Raw genomic sequence first — 15,473 nt, 5'->3', positions numbered from 1 at the left:
GAAAAAATGGAGTGGAGTCTGTCGCAGAATAAGCTGTTGGCGTTTCATCGCCTGATGCGCACTGACAAACCGATCGGCGCCTTGCTGCTGCTGTGGCCGACGCTGTGGGCGCTGTGGGTGGCCTCGCCGGGCGTCCCGCCGCTGTGGATCCTGGCGGTATTCGTCGCCGGCGTCTGGCTGATGCGCGCCGCCGGCTGCGTGGTGAATGACTATGCCGATCGAAAATTTGATGGTCACGTAAAGCGTACCGCCCGCCGTCCGCTGCCGAGCGGCGACGTCACCGAGAAAGAGGCGCGAACACTGTTTATCGTTCTGGTGCTGCTCTCTTTCCTGCTGGTGCTCACCCTCAACACCATGACGATTTTGCTGTCGGTGGCCGCGCTGGCGCTGGCGTGGGTCTATCCGTTTATGAAGCGCTACACCCATCTGCCGCAGGTGGTGCTGGGGGCGGCCTTTGGTTGGTCGATTCCAATGGCCTTCTCGGCCGTCAGCGAATCGCTGCCGCTGAGCTGCTGGCTGATGTTCCTCGCCAACATTCTGTGGGCGGTGGCCTACGATACCCAGTATGCGATGGTGGATCGCGATGACGACGTCAAGATCGGCATTAAATCGACGGCGATCCTGTTCGGCGAAAACGATCGTCTGATTATCGGTATCCTGCAGGTGGCCGTGATGGCGCTGATGGGCGCGGTAGGCTGGCTGAACGGGCTGGGCTGGGAATACTACTGGTCGCTGTTCGTGGCGGCGGGTCTGTTTGGCTGGCAGCAGAAGCTTATCTTCAATCGCGACCGCGATAACTGCTTTAAAGCGTTTATGAACAATAACTACGTCGGGCTGGTGCTGTTCCTCGGCCTGGCGATGAGCTACCTGTAAAATCCCTGTCCCCATCCCCCCGGTTTGCCGGGGGGCGAGGAGGACAGCAAACGCCGCGTTACGCGTCGTCCTGCGTGACGCTTTCGATCGTCAGACGTACATCCGACGTAATCAAATCCGCCAGCATCCGATAGACCTTCAGGGTCTCTTCCGGCTCGGCATCGCCCGTATCGCTGATATAGCCTTCATCGCGCAGGGTCAATACCAGGGTACTGAACACCGCTTTATCGAAGAACTCCGGCGCGTTGATGCCATGCAGCACCGACAGGCGCTGAGCCACGGTACGGCTCTCTTTCTCCAGCGAGCTGCGGTTGATCGACGGGTTAGCGCTCAGCAGCCAGAAGGTAATGGCGTAGCGCTGCAGCGTCTCGCGGGCGCCTGCGGCCAACAGCTGCAGAGAGCGAGAGTGCGACGGGTTGAGGCTCATCACATCGCCATCGATGACGATCAGCTCCTGACGCAGCATCTCGGCAATCAGCGCATCCATCACTCCGGCCAGCTCCGCTTTCTCCCAGCGCAGGAACAGCTCGGCTTTGAGGAACGGATAGAGCGTTTCCACATGGCGCAGCACTTCGGCGCGGCTGAGATGACGATGCTGAGTCACCAGGGCGGCTAACAGCGACGGCATCACCAGCATATGGGCGATGTTGTTGCGATAGTAGGTCATCAGCACCGCCTGCTCGCGCGGCAGAATGATGATGTCGCCAATGGTGTCTTTCTCGACTTCGAACTTGTTCATCTGCAGCGCGTGGTCGATAAGTTCGCTGGCCGAAGCGGACGGCGCGGTGGCATCCGGCGAATAGGGCACATTGCGCAGCAGCGCGAGGTAACACTCCAGCTGCTGGGTGAGCTGCTCACGGGTCAGCGAACGCTGGCGGGAGGCCAGCAGCGCCGTACAGCAGAGGTTCATGGCGTTGGCCGCGCCGGCGTTGTTGATGCGTACCATCAGGTCAGCGGCGATGTTATTCACCGTCGGCGTCAGCCAGGAAGGGCGGACCGCTTCGATCGGGTCAATCGCTTCCCGCCACTCCGGCACATGGTGGTTCAGATAGGTCATCAGCGGTAGCGGTTCGCCGAAGTTAACGTAGCCCTGGCCAAGATTGCGCAGCTTGCTTAAGCCGCGCACCATCTGCGGCAGACTCTCTTTCTCTTTGGTGGCGCCGCGCAGCTCTTTGGCATAGGTCCCTACCTCCATCACGTGCTCGTAGCCGATGTAAATCGGCACCAGGGTGATCGGCCGGGTGCCGCCGCGCAGCATCGCCTGGATGGTCATCGACAGCGTACCGGTCTTCGGATCGAGCAGACGGCCGGTACGGGAGCGGCCGCCTTCGACGAAATACTCCACGGAATAGCCGCGGCTGAACAGTTCGCCAAGGTACTCGCGGAACACCGTGGAGTAGAGCTTATTGCCCTTAAAGGTGCGGCGAATAAAGAATGCGCCGAGGCGGCGGAAGATTGGCCCGGCTGGCCAGAAGTTAAGGTTGATACCCGCCGCGATATGCGGAGGCACCAGCCCTTGGTGGTACAGGACGTAAGAGAGCAGCAGATAGTCCATGTGGCTGCGGTGGCAGGGGACATAGACAATCTCATGGCCATCGTGCGCCAGCTGGCGTACGCGCTCGGCGTTATGCACGTTGATGCCCTGGTACAGGCGGTTCCAGGTGAAGCCGAGAATGCGGTCGGTCAGGCGGATCATCTCGTAAGAGAAGTTCGCGGCAATCTCTTCCATCAGCGCAATCGCGTTCTGCTGGGCCTTCTCGTGGGAAATTTTCTTGCTGCGCGCTTCGTCTTCCACCGCCCGGGCAATGGCCTTCGATGCCAGCAGCTTGTTAAACAGATCCTGGCGGGCCGGCAGACGCGGGCCGACGGCGGCCAGGCGCTGGCGGGCAAAATGCATCCGCGCGACGCGAGCCAGTTTCTGGGCGATGATCTTATCGGTACCGTGCTCATCCGCCATGCGGCGCAGCGATACGGAAGGCGAGAAGCGCACGAAGCTGTCGCGGCCGAGCCAGGAGACGGCGAAAAATTTCTGAATGCCGTTAAGCATCCGCAGCGGCGGATTAACTTCCCCTTTCTCACGACCCGGCGAGCGGCCGAACATCACCGACACCGGCACCATTTGCACATCGAGATCCGGATGGTTGCGGTGCAGATCGAGGTAGTCATGGAACAGCTTGATGGACTCTTCTTTTGGCGTGTAGTAGGTGAATACGCGCGGCCCGCCGTGGATGAATACGTAGCGCGGCAGCAGGGCGCCGTCGATTTCCAGCGGTTCAAGCGGGTCAGGTAAATCATGCGCCAGACATTGGGCGCGCAGCGTCAGCAGGTCCGCCTTGGAGTTATAGGGCAGGACGTACATGACCGGACGCGAGGTATCGAGTCCTAATTCCTGAGCAGGCTCTGCCGGAATAGACTTGCTTTTTACCAGCACCCGTAATGGTAAATTCAGTAATTTATAGTAAATTCGTTGCCAGCCGGACATAAACGATGTGAAGCCTCTGGTTAATCATGCAAATGCGCGGCAAGAATAACAGAAAGCGGGCAAAATTTCCGTTACCGCGCGGCAAACGCGTACACTCATCGACGTCATTTACATAAAAAGGTTTTGTGATGGCCAATAATACCACCGGGTTAACCCGAATCATTAAGGCGGCAGGTTACTCCTGGAAAGGATTTCGCGCGGCGTGGATCAACGAGGCCGCGTTTCGTCAGGAAGGTGTCGCCGCCATCGTGGCCGTCGCGATAGCCTGCTGGCTGGACGTCGACGCCATCACCCGCGTATTGCTGATTGGCTCGGTCCTGCTAGTGATGATAGTCGAAATTCTCAACAGCGCGATTGAGGCGGTCGTGGACCGTATTGGCTCGGATTATCACGAGCTTTCAGGGCGCGCCAAAGACATGGGGTCGGCGGCGGTCCTGCTGGCGATAATCATCGCGCTGATCACCTGGGGAACGCTGCTGTGGAGCCATTATCACTAACGTTCTTCGCTAACCCTCGCAAAATATAAACAATCTGCCGATTTTTGTGTGCCATGTGGTTCCAAAATCACCGTTAGCTGTATATACTCACAGCATAACTGTATATACACCCAGGGGGCGGAATGAAAGCGTTAACGACCAGGCAGCAAGAGGTGTTTGATCTCATTCGGGATCATATCAGCCAGACGGGCATGCCGCCGACGCGTGCGGAGATTGCTCAGCGCTTGGGGTTCCGTTCCCCAAACGCGGCGGAAGAACACCTGAAAGCGCTGGCGCGTAAAGGCGCAATCGAGATCGTCTCCGGCGCCTCGCGCGGTATCCGCCTGCTGACGGAAGAAGAGCACGGCCTGCCGCTGATCGGCCGCGTCGCCGCCGGTGAGCCGCTGCTGGCGCAGCAGCATATTGAAGGCCACTATCAGGTCGACCCGTCGATGTTCAAGCCCAACGCCGATTTTCTGCTGCGCGTCAGCGGGATGTCGATGAAAGACATCGGTATTCTGGATGGCGATCTGCTGGCGGTCCACAAAACCCAGGATGTGCGTAACGGCCAGGTGGTGGTAGCGCGCATTGACGATGAAGTGACGGTGAAGCGCCTGAAAAAGCAGGGCAACGTCGTCGAACTGTTGCCGGAAAACAGCGAATTTACCCCTATCGTTGTCGATCTGCGTCAGCAGAGTTTTACCATTGAGGGTCTGGCCGTTGGCGTGATCCGTAATGGAGAATGGCTGTAACGCCTGCCCCCGCGCAGCGTCATCTGATGCATGACGCTGCGACGTTTGTCCTCAATCAGGTCTCCGAACATGCTGCTCAACGCTGCCGATAAAGCGCTGTGGCGCCTTGCACTCCCCATGATTTTCTCCAATATCACCGTCCCGCTGCTGGGGCTGGTGGATACCGCGGTGATCGGCCACCTTGACAGCCCGGTATACCTCGGCGGCGTCGCGGTCGGAGCGACGGCCACCAGTTTCCTGTTTATGCTGCTGCTGTTTCTTCGCATGAGCACCACCGGGCTGACCGCTCAGGCCTGGGGGGCCAAAGATCCGCTGCGACTGGCGCGGGCGCTGGTGCAGCCGCTGGCTCTGGCGCTGGGCGCCGGGGTGTTGATTATCCTGTTTCGCCTGCCGTTGATTAACCTCGCCCTGCATATCGTCGGCGGCAGCGAGGCGGTTCTCGAGCAGGCGAGACGGTTTCTCGATATCCGCTGGCTCAGCGCTCCCGCGTCGCTGGCCAACCTTGTGCTGCTCGGCTGGCTGCTGGGGGTCCAGTACGCCCGGGCGCCGGTGATTTTGCTGGTGGTCGGTAATCTGTTGAATATTGTGCTCGACCTGTGGCTGGTGATGGGCCTGCGGATGAACGTCCAGGGGGCGGCGCTGGCCACGGTCACTGCGGAGTACGCCACACTCATTATCGGCCTGATGATGGCGAAGCGGGTGCTGACGCTGCGCGGCGTGTCGCTGGCGATGCTGAAAAACGCCTGGCGTGGCGACATGCGCCGTCTGCTGGCGTTGAATCGCGACATCATGCTGCGCTCCCTGCTGCTGCAGCTGTGCTTTGGCGCGCTGACCGTCTACGGCGCCCGTCTGGGCAGCGATATCGTGGCGGTCAACGCCGTACTGATGACCATGCTGACCTTTACCGCCTACGCGCTGGATGGCTTTGCCTATGCCGTGGAGGCCCACTCCGGCCAGGCCTACGGCGCGCGCGACGGCAGCCAGCTGCTGGAGGTATGGCGGGCGGCCTGCCGGCAGTCCGGTATGGTGGCGCTGGCGTTTGCCCTGGTTTACAGCCTGGCGGGGGAGTACATCATCGCGCTGTTAACCTCACTGCCTTCCCTGCAGCAGCTGGCCGATCGCTATCTGATCTGGCAGACCATACTGCCGGTGGTCGGGGTCTGGTGCTATCTGCTGGACGGCATGTTTATCGGCGCGACGCGCGGCGCGGAGATGCGGAACAGTATGGCGGTCGCCGCGGCCGGCTTCGCCGTGACGCTGCTTACGGTCCCGGCGCTCGGCAATCACGGCCTGTGGCTGGCGCTGGCGGTGTTTCTCGCGCTGCGAGGCCTGTCGCTGGCGCTGATCTGGCGCCGCCACTGGCGACGCGGCACCTGGTTTAGTTAGCCCTTTCTCTAGCTCGCCGTTATCGGTGAACGTCCTCCGGTCGCGCCAGGCTTGCCGGAGCGACTCAGTAGCCCGGCCGAGCGTAGCGCGTGCCGGGAAAACCACCTTCAGCGTTTCCAGTGAGGGCTATGGTTAAAAATTCCGAATAACGAATCGGCGCCAGCATTCTCATCTATAGTTAATACCATGTCCGGCACAAAACGGGCTGTAAACCCACCGAATGATGAGGACGTTATCATGAATAAAGACGAAATCGGCGGTAACTGGAAACAGTTGAAAGGTAAAGCCAAGGAACAGTGGGGCAAACTTACCGATGACGATATGACCGTAATCGAAGGGAAGCGCGACCAGCTGGTCGGCAAAATTCAGGAGCGTTACGGCTATGAGAAAGATCAGGCTGAGAAAGAAGTCTCAGACTGGGAGCATAAGAACGACTATCGCTGGTAGCGTTCCGTGATCCGAAGAATGAAGCATTTGTGTTAGTGCCTGTCTAAATGGCGCAGGGACGCGCCGTTAACCCTTTTTCCCGCTGCGGCTGCCGCTCAGCGGGCTTTCTTTTTGAGCTGAATCGTATGATCGTGCTGGCAGTGTCCCGGCGTGCTGCAGGCTTCCACTTCCACGCAGCTCGCGCAAAGGCCATGAGCTTCAATCACGTTGTGGCGCAGGGCGAAGCCCATTCTGGCCGCCAGCGTGTGCATGATATCTTCCACCCCTTCAGCCGCCTCTTCCTTCACCACGCCGCAGCGGTCGCAGATAAACATGGCCGAGCTGTGGGTTGGCTGGTCAAAGAGATGACACAGCACATAGCTGTTGGTCGATTCCACCTTGTGGACAAAACCCTGCTCGAGTAAAAACTCCAGCGCGCGGTAGACCGTCGGCGGCTTCGCCTGCGGCTCTTTCTCACGCAGCAGATCCAGCAGGTCGTAGGCGCTGATTGCCCCTTGCTGCAGGCTCATCAGGCGCAACACTTCCAGACGCTGTGGGGTCAGGCGTACGCCGCGTTGCGCACACAGCTTTTCAGCATGCGCTAACATCTCTTGCGAAGGGGTCTTATCCATGAGCATCCTCAGGTTGCGTGAAATTGAATCTGTTACTTTATCACGTTCCGCGGAAAACGCCGAGACCCGACGGGTGATGCGGGTCATACTTCAGATTGTCGGCGCCAGTCCACTCCCTGGCGCTGGCCGCTGACGCTCGTGGAGGCTGCGCCTTAGCCGGTCGTTAAAACCGTATGCCCGATTTAATCGCAACACGCCTGACCCAGGGTATGCTATATCTGAAGTGTCTCATTTTCGGGAGAAAACGATGAAACGACCTGATTGCATTCGCCACTGGCGCGAACTGGAAGGGCCCGACGATGCCACTTATCCCGACAGCCCGGAGCGTTTTTCCATTGGCGCGCCGCTGGGGCGCGGTTTACGCCTCAACCGGCTGGGGATCCACCACGAGAGACTGCCGCCCGGGCGGCGCACCTCTTACCCGCACGCGGAGAGCGATGAGGAAGAGTTCATCTATGTGCTGGAGGGCTATCCGGAAGTGTGGATAAACGGCTATCTCTGGAAGCTGGAGCCGGGCGATAGCGTAGGTTTCCCCGCCGGCACCGGCGTTTGCCACACTTTTCTCAATAACACCGAGCAGGAGGTTCGTCTGTTGGTGGTGGGTGAGGCCAACAAAAAGTACAACCGAATTTACTACCCGCTCAATCCCGGCTATGCCGCGACGCGCCAGGATCGCTGGGTTGATCATCCGCCGCAGTTCTTTGGCCCACATGATGGCAAACCGCGGATAAAGTAATCGACACCGGGAAGGGGCGAAGCGCGGCGCACTACGCGCCTGTGGTTTATCTTTATGCTATAGTAGCGCCCCTTTTTACCCGGATGCTTATTTATTCGCCATGATGCCTGAATCAACGTCACCTGTTTTTCCTGCTCACCGCTTCTCCATCGCGCCGATGCTCGACTGGACTGACCGGCATTGCCGCTACTTCCTGCGGCTGCTGTCGCGGCATACGCTGCTGTATACCGAAATGGTGACCACCGGGGCGATTATTCACGGCAAAGGGGACTATCTGGCCTATAGCGAAGAAGAACACCCGGTTGCTCTGCAGCTCGGCGGCAGCGATCCGCAGGCCCTGGCGCAGTGCGCGAAGCTGGCCGAGGCGCGCGGCTATGATGAGATCAATCTCAACGTCGGCTGCCCCTCCGATCGGGTGCAGAACGGGATGTTTGGCGCCTGTCTGATGGGGAATGCCCAGCTGGTGGCCGACTGTATCAAAGCGATGCGCGATGTGGTGTCGATCCCGGTCACGGTGAAGACCCGTATCGGCATCGACGACCAGGATAGCTATGAATTCCTTTGCGATTTCATTGAGACGGTCTCCGGCAAGGGCGAATGTGAGATGTTTATTATTCACGCCCGCAAAGCCTGGCTCTCCGGTCTGAGCCCGAAAGAGAACCGCGAGATCCCGCCGCTGGATTATCCCCGCGTCTGGCAGCTGAAGCGTGACTTCCCCCACCTGACGATGGCGATTAACGGCGGTATCAAATCGCTGGATGAAGCCAGAGTGCAGCTTGAGCATATGGATGGGGTGATGGTCGGGCGTGAGGCCTATCAGAATCCGGGTATTCTGGCTTCGGTCGACCGGGAGATTTTCGGCGTCGCCGGCGCGGATGCCGATCCGGTGGCCGTCGTGCGGGCCATGTACCCGTATATTGAGCGCGAGCTCAGCAAGGGTACTTATCTGGGCCATATCACCCGTCATATGTTGGGACTGTTTCAGGGTATCCCGGGCGCCCGCCAGTGGCGTCGCTACCTGAGCGAGAATGCGCATAAAGCCGGCGCCGACATTGCGGTGCTGGAGCAGGCCCTGAAGCTGGTGGCCGATAAGCGTTAGTTTCTCACCAAAACCTGGTGAAATTGACCACGCCTCGCACACCATTGCGGGGCGTATTCTTTTAAATTCAGTTGGTTATTGTTGGCATGTTTTTTGTAATACCTGCAGAGCGACATATTAATGACTGTGGGGAGAGAGCCATGCTGGAACTGTTATTTGTCATCGGATTTTTTGTCATGCTGCTGGTCACCGGCGTATCGCTGTTGGGGATTATCGCCGCCATCGTGGTGGCTACGGCGCTGATGTTCGTCGGCGGTTTGTTTGCTTTAATGATTAAATTGCTGCCGTGGCTGCTGTTGGCGGTGGTGGTGGTGTGGGTTATTCGGGCACTGAAAACCCCGGACGGAAACGCTTTTCGCGACAATAACCGTTGGCGTTACTAAGGTATTGAGGGGTATGTCACAACCTGAACAATTTTGCACAGAACCGCGTAGGCATTACTGCGCAAATCTGTCACTATTAGCGCGTTAACGAATTCATCGCGCTGTACCCTACATACAGCCGAACTAAAAAAAAGTAAGGGCTTCCCAGGTGGAAGCCCTAAACTTTTGTCCCTTTGTTCGCTTACGGCAGCAGCAGACTCGATCCCTGTGTCACCCGGCTTTCCAGAACTTCATGCGCCCGTCGCGCTTCGGTCAGCGGATAGGTCTGACTCTCGGGCACGTCCACTTTAATCACGCCGCTGGCGATCAGCGAAAACAGCTCACTACAGGCTTCCGCCAGCTCTTCCCGGTTGGTGATATAGCCCTGCAGCGATGGGCGGGTGACGTACAGAGAACCTTTCTGGTTCAGGATCCCCAGATTAACGCCGGTTACCGGGCCGGAGGAGTTGCCAAAGCTGACCATCAGGCCGCGGCGTTGCAGACAGTCCAGAGAGGCTTCCCAGGTATCTTTCCCTACCGAGTCATAGACCACGGCGACTTTCTTACCGTCGGTGAGCGCTTTGAGCCGCTCCGCGATAGGTTCTTCGCGATAGTTAATCACCTGCCAGGCGCCCGCCGCTTTGGCGCGCTGCGCCTTCTGCGCGCTGCCGACGGTGCCGATAAGTTTCGCCCCCAGCGCTTTCGCCCACTGACAGGCTATCAGCCCCACGCCGCCGGCGGCTGCGTGAAACAGGAACATCTCATCAGGCTTAATTTCATAGGTTTTGCGCAGCAGATACCAGACCGTTAATCCCTTGAGGAATGACGCGGCGGCCTGTTCGAAAGAGATGGCGTCCGGGAGGACCGCCGCTTTGTCGGCCAGCACATTGTGCACCGTGCTGTAGGCGCCGAGCGCCGACTGGGCGTACACCACCCGATCGCCTACCTTAATGTGCGATACCCCATGGCCAACTTTACTGACGACGCCGGCCGCTTCGGTGCCGAGGCCGCTCGGCAGCGACGGCGGCGGATAGAGGCCGCCACGAACATAGGTGTCGATATAATTGATACCGATGGCTTTGTTTTCGACCTGAATTTCATGCTCAGCGGGATCGCGGGGCGTGAATTCAACCGCCTGAAGCACCTCCGGCCCCCCGTGTTTTGAAAATTCGATGCGTGTTGCCATGTTCGCTCCTGTGTTGTTCTGAGATTATCCAGTAAGCTTAACAGCCTGCGGCGGCGGCGACGGATTTTCTTACCCGCCTCAGGCCAGTCACGCTGAATGGGTTCTTTAGCGGCAATGGCTTTCTCGCTATACTGTCACGCTCTTTTCCGTATCGGTGAAACGTTAGGCTATGGCAGGAAATAAACCCTTCAACAAACCACAGACAGAAACCCGCGAACGCGATCCGCAGCTCGCCGGGCTGAAAGTCCCGCCGCACTCGATTGAAGCGGAGCAGTCGGTGTTGGGCGGTTTAATGCTGGATAACGAGCGCTGGGACGACGTCGCCGAACGCGTCGTTGCCGACGACTTTTATACCCGTCCGCATCGTCATATCTTTACCGAGATGGCGCGCCTGCAGGAGTCGGGCAGCCCGATTGACCTGATCACCCTTGCGGAGTCGCTGGAGCGTCAGGGACAGCTGGACAGCGTGGGCGGCTTCGCCTATCTGGCTGAACTGTCCAAAAATACCCCCAGCGCGGCAAACATCAGCGCCTATGCCGACATCGTGCGCGAACGCGCGGTCGTGCGCGAGATGATCTCGGTGGCCAATGAAATCGCCGAGGCCGGCTTCGACCCGCAGGGGCGAACCAGCGAAGATCTGCTCGACCTCGCCGAGTCCCGCGTCTTTAAAATCGCTGAAAGCCGGGCCAATAAAGACGAAGGGCCGAAAAACATCGCCGATGTCCTCGACGCCACCGTCGCCCGTATCGAACAGCTGTTCCAGCAGCCCCACGACGGCGTTACCGGGGTCAACACCGGCTACGACGACCTCAACAAAAAGACCGCCGGCCTGCAGCCGTCGGATCTGATTATCGTCGCCGCCCGTCCGTCGATGGGTAAAACGACCTTCGCCATGAACCTCGTGGAAAACGCAGCGATGCTGCAGGACAAGCCGGTACTCATCTTCAGTCTCGAGATGCCCTCGGAACAGATCATGATGCGTTCTCTGGCCTCGCTGTCGCGCGTCGATCAGACCCGCATTCGTACCGGTCAGCTGGACGATGAGGACTGGGCGCGGATCTCCGGCACCATGGGCATTCTGCTGGAAAAACGTAACATCTATATCGATGACTCCTCCGGCCTGACGCCGACGGAAGTGCGTTCCCGCGCGCGGCGTATCGCTCGCGAGCACGGCGGCATCGGGCTGATTATGATCGACTACCTGCAGCTGATGCGCGTGCCGTCGCTCTCCGACAACCGTACCCTTGAGATCGCCGAAATCTCCCGCTCGCTGAAGGCGCTGGCCAAAGAGCTGCAGGTGCCGGTGGTGGCGCTGTCGCAGCTGAACCGCTCGCTGGAGCAACGTGCCGATAAACGCCCGGTCAACTCCGACCTGCGTGAGTCCGGCTCTATCGAACAGGATGCCGACTTAATCATGTTCATTTACCGTGATGAGGTCTATCACGAGAACAGCGATCTGAAGGGCATCGCGGAAATTATCATTGGTAAACAACGTAACGGCCCGATCGGCACCGTGCGACTGACCTTCAACGGCCAGTGGTCGCGTTTCGATAATTATGCTGGCCCTCAGTATGATGATGAGTAATCCTTCCTCCTTCTTTAATTAAGGAATTCAAATGCAAGCGGCAACTGTAGTTATCAACCGCCGCGCTCTGCGACACAACCTGCAACGTCTGCGTGAACTGGCGCCTGCCAGCAAACTGGTTGCGGTGGTGAAAGCGAACGCCTACGGACACGGTCTTCTTGAGACCGCGCGAACGCTGACCGACGCCGACGCTTTTGGCGTCGCCCGCCTGGAAGAGGCGCTGCGCCTGCGAGCGGGGGGGATCGCCCAGCCGATCCTCCTGCTGGAAGGCTTTTTTGCGGCGGAAGACCTGGCGGTGATCGCCGCTCAGCGTCTGCATACGGCGGTGCATAGCCCCGAACAGCTGGCGGCGCTGGAGCAAGCCGACCTCCCCGAGCCGGTGACCGTGTGGATGAAACTGGATACCGGTATGCATCGCTTAGGGGTGCGCCCGGAGGAAGCTGAGGCGTTTTATCAGCGTCTGAGCCAGTGCAAAAACGTCCGCCAGCCGGTCAACGTGGTGAGCCACTTCGCCCGCGCCGATGAGCCGACCTGCGGCGCCACCGAACGGCAGCTGGATATCTTCACCACCTTTACCGAAGGCAAGCCGGGATGGCGCTCTATTGCCGCCTCGGGTGGCATCCTGCTGTGGCCGCAGTCGCATTATGACTGGGTGCGTCCGGGCATTATCCTGTATGGCGTGTCGCCGCTGGACGATCGCTCCACCGGGAAAGATTTTGGCTGTCAGCCGGTGATGACCCTGACGTCCAGCCTGATTGCCGTGCGCGAGCATAAAGCAGGGGAGCCCGTCGGCTACGGCGGCACCTGGATCAGCGAACGCGACACTCGGCTCGGCGTGGTCGCGATGGGCTATGGCGACGGTTATCCGCGCGCCGCGCCGTCGGGCACCCCAGTGCTGGTCAATGGCCGCGAAGTGCCGATTGTCGGCCGGGTGGCGATGGATATGATCTGTGTTGACCTCGGCCCGCAGGCCGAGGATAAAGCCGGCGACGCGGTGGTGCTATGGGGAGAGGGACTCCCGGTAGAGCGCATCGCCGAGATAACGAAAGTGAGCGCTTACGAACTTATTACGCGACTGACCTCCCGCGTCGCCATGAAATACCTCGACTGAGCCTCGTTCGTACCGGATAGCTCAGACGCTGGTCCGGTACGCAATCGGTATAGCCGCGGACAAAAAAGCGGTTTATACCGCTGCGCAGTCACTTTCCCCTCAACATCCTCTCGACCTGCCGTCATATCCGGTTTATTGTGTAAGAACCTGCCCTATGTAAACCTGGAGATACATCGCGTGTTTCAAAAAGTTGACGCCTACGCCGGCGACCCAATTCTTTCTCTGATGGAACGCTTCAAAGAAGACCCGCGAAGCGACAAAGTCAACCTGAGTATCGGGCTATATTACAACGATGACGGCATTATCCCGCAGCTGCAGGCGGTGGCGGAAGCGGAAGCGCGCCTGAACGCCGAGCCGCACGGCGCCTCGCTGTATCTGCCGATGGAAGGGCTGAGCGGCTACCGCCAGGCGATTGCCCCGCTGCTGTTTGGCGCAGAGCATACCGCGCTTAAGCAAAACCGCATCGCCTCCATTCAGACGGTCGGCGGTTCGGGCGCGCTGAAGGTCGGGGCCGACTTCCTCAAACGCTACTTTCCTGAGTCTCATGTCTGGGTCAGTGACCCGACCTGGGAAAACCACATCGCCATATTTGAAGGGGCTGGCTTCGAAGTAAGTACTTACCCCTGGTTTGATAAAGCCACCAACGGCGTGCGCTTTGAAGCGCTGCTGGCGACGCTGCAAACGCTGCCGGCGCGCGACATTGTGCTGCTGCACCCCTGCTGCCACAACCCGACCGGCGCCGACCTGACGCCGGAACAGTGGGATCGTGTGGTGGAGATCCTGAAAGCGCGTCAGCTGATCCCGTTCCTCGACATTGCCTACCAGGGCTTTGGCGCAGGGCTGGAAGAGGATGCCTACGCCATTCGCGCCATCGCCAGCGCCGGGATGCCGATGCTGGTCAGCAACTCTTTCTCCAAAATTTTCTCCCTGTACGGGGAGCGCGTCGGCGGCCTGTCGGTGGTCTGTGAAGACAGTGAAACCGCAGGCCGCGTGCTGGGCCAGCTGAAGGCCACCGTGCGCCGCAACTACTCCAGCCCGCCGAGCTTTGGCGCGCAGGTGGTGGCGACGGTGCTGAACGATGCCGGGCTGAAAGCCACCTGGCAGGCGGAAGTGGACGCCATGCGCGCGCATATCCTGACCATGCGTCAGGCGCTGGTCGACGCGCTGCAGCAGGTTGCTCCGGGCAGCAAAGTGGATTATCTGCTCAAGCAGCGCGGGATGTTCAGCTACACCGGCTTCAGCGCGGCGCAGGTGGATCGCCTGCGCGACGAGTTTGGCGTCTACCTGATTGCCAGCGGACGTATGTGCGTGGCGGGGTTAAACTCACGTAATGTTCAGCAGGTAGCGAAAGCCTTTGCCGCGGTAATGTAAGCCGCTCTCCAGCAGGTTGTCTCTGCCGGTCAACGGGCAGGGGCAACCCCCTCTGATTGTGATCATCCTCTTTTTCTATGACATCTGCGCGAAAAAGGCTTTTCATCCCTGCCGCCTGCGGGTAAGGTCGGGACGTTACTAAGCATGCACATTATTGAAAACAATAATGATTGATAGATTTAGGGATAAATATGCGCAAACTTACTCTCGCCCTTGCGGCGGCCTCTCTCCTGTTCACGCTGAACAGCGCCGTCGTGGCGCGCGCCTCCACGCCGCAGCCGCTGTGGGTCGGTACCAACGTGGCCCAGCTGGCCGAGCAGGCGCCGATCCACTGGGTTTCGGTGGCGCAAATTGAGAACAGCCTGCTGGGGCGCCCGCCGATGGCCGTCGGTTTTGATATCGATGACACCGTCCTCTTCTCCAGTCCCGGTTTCTGGCGCGGGCAAAAAACCTTCTCCCCCGGCAGTGAGGATTACCTGAAAAACCCGCAGTTCTGGGAAAAAATGAACAACGGCTGGGACGAATTCAGCATGCCAAAAGAGGTGGCGCGCCAGCTGATTGCCATGCATGTGAAGCGTGGCGACAGCATCTGGTTCGTCACCGGCCGCAGCCAGACCAAAACAGAAACCGTTTCTAAAACCCTGCAGGATTATTTCCTCATCCCGGCCGCCAATATGAACCCGGTAATTTTCGCTGGCGATAAGCCGGGTCAGAACACCAAGACCCAGTGGCTGCAGGCGAAGCAGATAAAGGTTTTCTATGGCGACTCGGATAACGACATTACCGCTGCCCGCGAGGCGGGCGCCCGCGGGATCCGCGTGCTGCGCGCCGCCAACTCCTCCTACAAGCCGCTGCCGATGGCCGGCGCGCTGGGCGAAGAAGTGATCGTCAATTCCGAATACTGATGGGCGCCTGAACGGGATAAACGGCAGCGGTGACGCTGCCGTTTTTTTATGCAAAATCCGGGGTGGAAGGTTTTACCTTTTCACGTATTGC

General features: G+C 59.3%; 15 protein-coding genes and 1 pseudogene. 12 read left to right on the top strand and 4 right to left on the bottom strand.

Annotated elements, in window-relative coordinates:
* Positions 1–6: 6 nt before the first annotated feature.
* Positions 7–873: a 4-hydroxybenzoate octaprenyltransferase gene (ubiA, locus tag ACOI7Z_RS19245; protein ID WP_087848897.1), complete on the top strand. Its 867-nt coding sequence runs from the start codon at positions 7–9 to the stop codon at positions 871–873.
* A 58-nt stretch (positions 874–931) separates the two neighbouring features.
* On the opposite strand, the gene plsB is transcribed toward ubiA, so the two are convergent.
* Complete coding sequence (gene plsB / locus ACOI7Z_RS19240; protein WP_017900122.1) at positions 932–3,355, bottom strand: glycerol-3-phosphate 1-O-acyltransferase PlsB; 2,424 nt, start codon at positions 3,353–3,355, stop codon at positions 932–934.
* A gap of 128 nt (positions 3,356–3,483) precedes the next feature.
* Here plsB and ACOI7Z_RS19235 point away from each other — a divergent pair, with 128 nt between their 5' ends.
* From ACOI7Z_RS19235 to dinF, 3 genes are all read left to right on the top strand, one after another.
* Positions 3,484–3,852 carry a diacylglycerol kinase gene (locus ACOI7Z_RS19235; protein WP_004206290.1) on the top strand — a complete coding sequence of 123 codons (369 nt, stop codon included), beginning with the start codon at positions 3,484–3,486 and terminating at the stop codon, positions 3,850–3,852.
* A 122-nt stretch (positions 3,853–3,974) separates the two neighbouring features.
* A complete protein-coding gene (gene lexA / locus ACOI7Z_RS19230) occupies positions 3,975–4,583 on the top strand; it encodes a transcriptional repressor LexA (protein ID WP_004206291.1) in 609 nt (202 codons plus the stop codon).
* A gap of 69 nt (positions 4,584–4,652) precedes the next feature.
* A complete protein-coding gene (gene dinF, locus ACOI7Z_RS19225) occupies positions 4,653–5,969 on the top strand; it encodes an MATE family efflux transporter DinF (protein WP_044525128.1) in 1,317 nt (438 codons plus the stop codon).
* Positions 5,970–6,029: 60 nt separating this feature from the next.
* Here the strand turns inward: dinF and ACOI7Z_RS19220 are convergent.
* A pseudogene (locus ACOI7Z_RS19220) lies at positions 6,030–6,141 on the bottom strand (hypothetical protein); the annotation flags it as partial.
* A 65-nt stretch (positions 6,142–6,206) separates the two neighbouring features.
* Here ACOI7Z_RS19220 and ACOI7Z_RS19215 point away from each other — a divergent pair.
* On the top strand, positions 6,207–6,416 hold the full coding sequence (locus ACOI7Z_RS19215) for a CsbD family protein (RefSeq protein ID WP_023291626.1): 210 nt from the start codon (positions 6,207–6,209) through the stop codon (positions 6,414–6,416).
* 95 nt (positions 6,417–6,511) lie between these two features.
* On the opposite strand, the gene zur is transcribed toward ACOI7Z_RS19215, so the two are convergent.
* The gene (zur, locus tag ACOI7Z_RS19210) at positions 6,512–7,027 is read right to left on the bottom strand and encodes a zinc uptake transcriptional repressor Zur (RefSeq protein ID WP_049013098.1); all 516 of its coding nucleotides are present in this window, start codon (positions 7,025–7,027) and stop codon (positions 6,512–6,514) included.
* A 247-nt stretch (positions 7,028–7,274) separates the two neighbouring features.
* Here zur and ACOI7Z_RS19205 point away from each other — a divergent pair, with 247 nt between their 5' ends.
* From ACOI7Z_RS19205 to pspG, 3 genes are all read left to right on the top strand, one after another.
* Complete coding sequence (locus tag ACOI7Z_RS19205; protein ID WP_023291628.1) at positions 7,275–7,763, top strand: cupin domain-containing protein; 489 nt, start codon at positions 7,275–7,277, stop codon at positions 7,761–7,763.
* 100 nt (positions 7,764–7,863) lie between these two features.
* Entirely contained in the window at positions 7,864–8,862 is a 999-nt protein-coding gene (dusA, locus tag ACOI7Z_RS19200) for a tRNA dihydrouridine(20/20a) synthase DusA (protein WP_087848896.1), read from the top strand.
* Positions 8,863–9,002: 140 nt separating this feature from the next.
* Positions 9,003–9,245, top strand: a complete 243-nt coding sequence (pspG, locus tag ACOI7Z_RS19195) for an envelope stress response protein PspG (RefSeq protein WP_004206297.1) — start codon at positions 9,003–9,005, stop codon at positions 9,243–9,245.
* A 181-nt stretch (positions 9,246–9,426) separates the two neighbouring features.
* Here the strand turns inward: pspG and ACOI7Z_RS19190 are convergent, their stop codons facing one another.
* Complete coding sequence (locus ACOI7Z_RS19190) at positions 9,427–10,410, bottom strand: quinone oxidoreductase (protein WP_023291630.1); 984 nt, start codon at positions 10,408–10,410, stop codon at positions 9,427–9,429.
* 169 nt (positions 10,411–10,579) lie between these two features.
* Between ACOI7Z_RS19190 and dnaB the strand changes: the two genes are divergently transcribed.
* From dnaB to aphA, 4 genes are all read left to right on the top strand, one after another.
* A complete protein-coding gene (dnaB, locus tag ACOI7Z_RS19185; RefSeq protein ID WP_002884942.1) occupies positions 10,580–11,995 on the top strand; it encodes a replicative DNA helicase in 1,416 nt (471 codons plus the stop codon).
* A gap of 31 nt (positions 11,996–12,026) precedes the next feature.
* Complete coding sequence (alr, locus tag ACOI7Z_RS19180; protein ID WP_047718370.1) at positions 12,027–13,106, top strand: alanine racemase; 1,080 nt, start codon at positions 12,027–12,029, stop codon at positions 13,104–13,106.
* 177 nt (positions 13,107–13,283) lie between these two features.
* The gene (gene tyrB / locus ACOI7Z_RS19175; protein ID WP_048296433.1) at positions 13,284–14,477 is read left to right on the top strand and encodes an aromatic amino acid transaminase; all 1,194 of its coding nucleotides are present in this window, start codon (positions 13,284–13,286) and stop codon (positions 14,475–14,477) included.
* Positions 14,478–14,668: 191 nt separating this feature from the next.
* Complete coding sequence (gene aphA, locus ACOI7Z_RS19170) at positions 14,669–15,382, top strand: acid phosphatase AphA (RefSeq protein ID WP_087848895.1); 714 nt, start codon at positions 14,669–14,671, stop codon at positions 15,380–15,382.
* Positions 15,383–15,473: the final 91 nt, after the last annotated feature.

This window comes from Klebsiella sp. C283 (assembly GCF_048822555.1).
Classification (GTDB): domain Bacteria; phylum Pseudomonadota; class Gammaproteobacteria; order Enterobacterales; family Enterobacteriaceae; genus Klebsiella; species Klebsiella quasipneumoniae.
The sequence above is the reverse complement of the archived record's forward strand: the minus strand, read 5'-3'. Positions and strand labels throughout refer to the sequence as shown.

Coding starts and splice junctions, on each gene's coding strand:
- ubiA (WP_087848897.1), top strand. CDS start 7: ATGGAGTGGAGTCTGTCGCAGAATAAGCTGTTGGCGTTTCATCGCCTG.
- plsB (WP_017900122.1), bottom strand. CDS start 3,355: ATGTCCGGCTGGCAACGAATTTACTATAAATTACTGAATTTACCATTA.
- ACOI7Z_RS19235 (WP_004206290.1), top strand. CDS start 3,484: ATGGCCAATAATACCACCGGGTTAACCCGAATCATTAAGGCGGCAGGT.
- lexA (WP_004206291.1), top strand. CDS start 3,975: ATGAAAGCGTTAACGACCAGGCAGCAAGAGGTGTTTGATCTCATTCGG.
- dinF (WP_044525128.1), top strand. CDS start 4,653: ATGCTGCTCAACGCTGCCGATAAAGCGCTGTGGCGCCTTGCACTCCCC.
- ACOI7Z_RS19215 (WP_023291626.1), top strand. CDS start 6,207: ATGAATAAAGACGAAATCGGCGGTAACTGGAAACAGTTGAAAGGTAAA.
- zur (WP_049013098.1), bottom strand. CDS start 7,027: ATGGATAAGACCCCTTCGCAAGAGATGTTAGCGCATGCTGAAAAGCTG.
- ACOI7Z_RS19205 (WP_023291628.1), top strand. CDS start 7,275: ATGAAACGACCTGATTGCATTCGCCACTGGCGCGAACTGGAAGGGCCC.
- dusA (WP_087848896.1), top strand. CDS start 7,864: ATGATGCCTGAATCAACGTCACCTGTTTTTCCTGCTCACCGCTTCTCC.
- pspG (WP_004206297.1), top strand. CDS start 9,003: ATGCTGGAACTGTTATTTGTCATCGGATTTTTTGTCATGCTGCTGGTC.
- ACOI7Z_RS19190 (WP_023291630.1), bottom strand. CDS start 10,410: ATGGCAACACGCATCGAATTTTCAAAACACGGGGGGCCGGAGGTGCTT.
- dnaB (WP_002884942.1), top strand. CDS start 10,580: ATGGCAGGAAATAAACCCTTCAACAAACCACAGACAGAAACCCGCGAA.
- alr (WP_047718370.1), top strand. CDS start 12,027: ATGCAAGCGGCAACTGTAGTTATCAACCGCCGCGCTCTGCGACACAAC.
- aphA (WP_087848895.1), top strand. CDS start 14,669: ATGCGCAAACTTACTCTCGCCCTTGCGGCGGCCTCTCTCCTGTTCACG.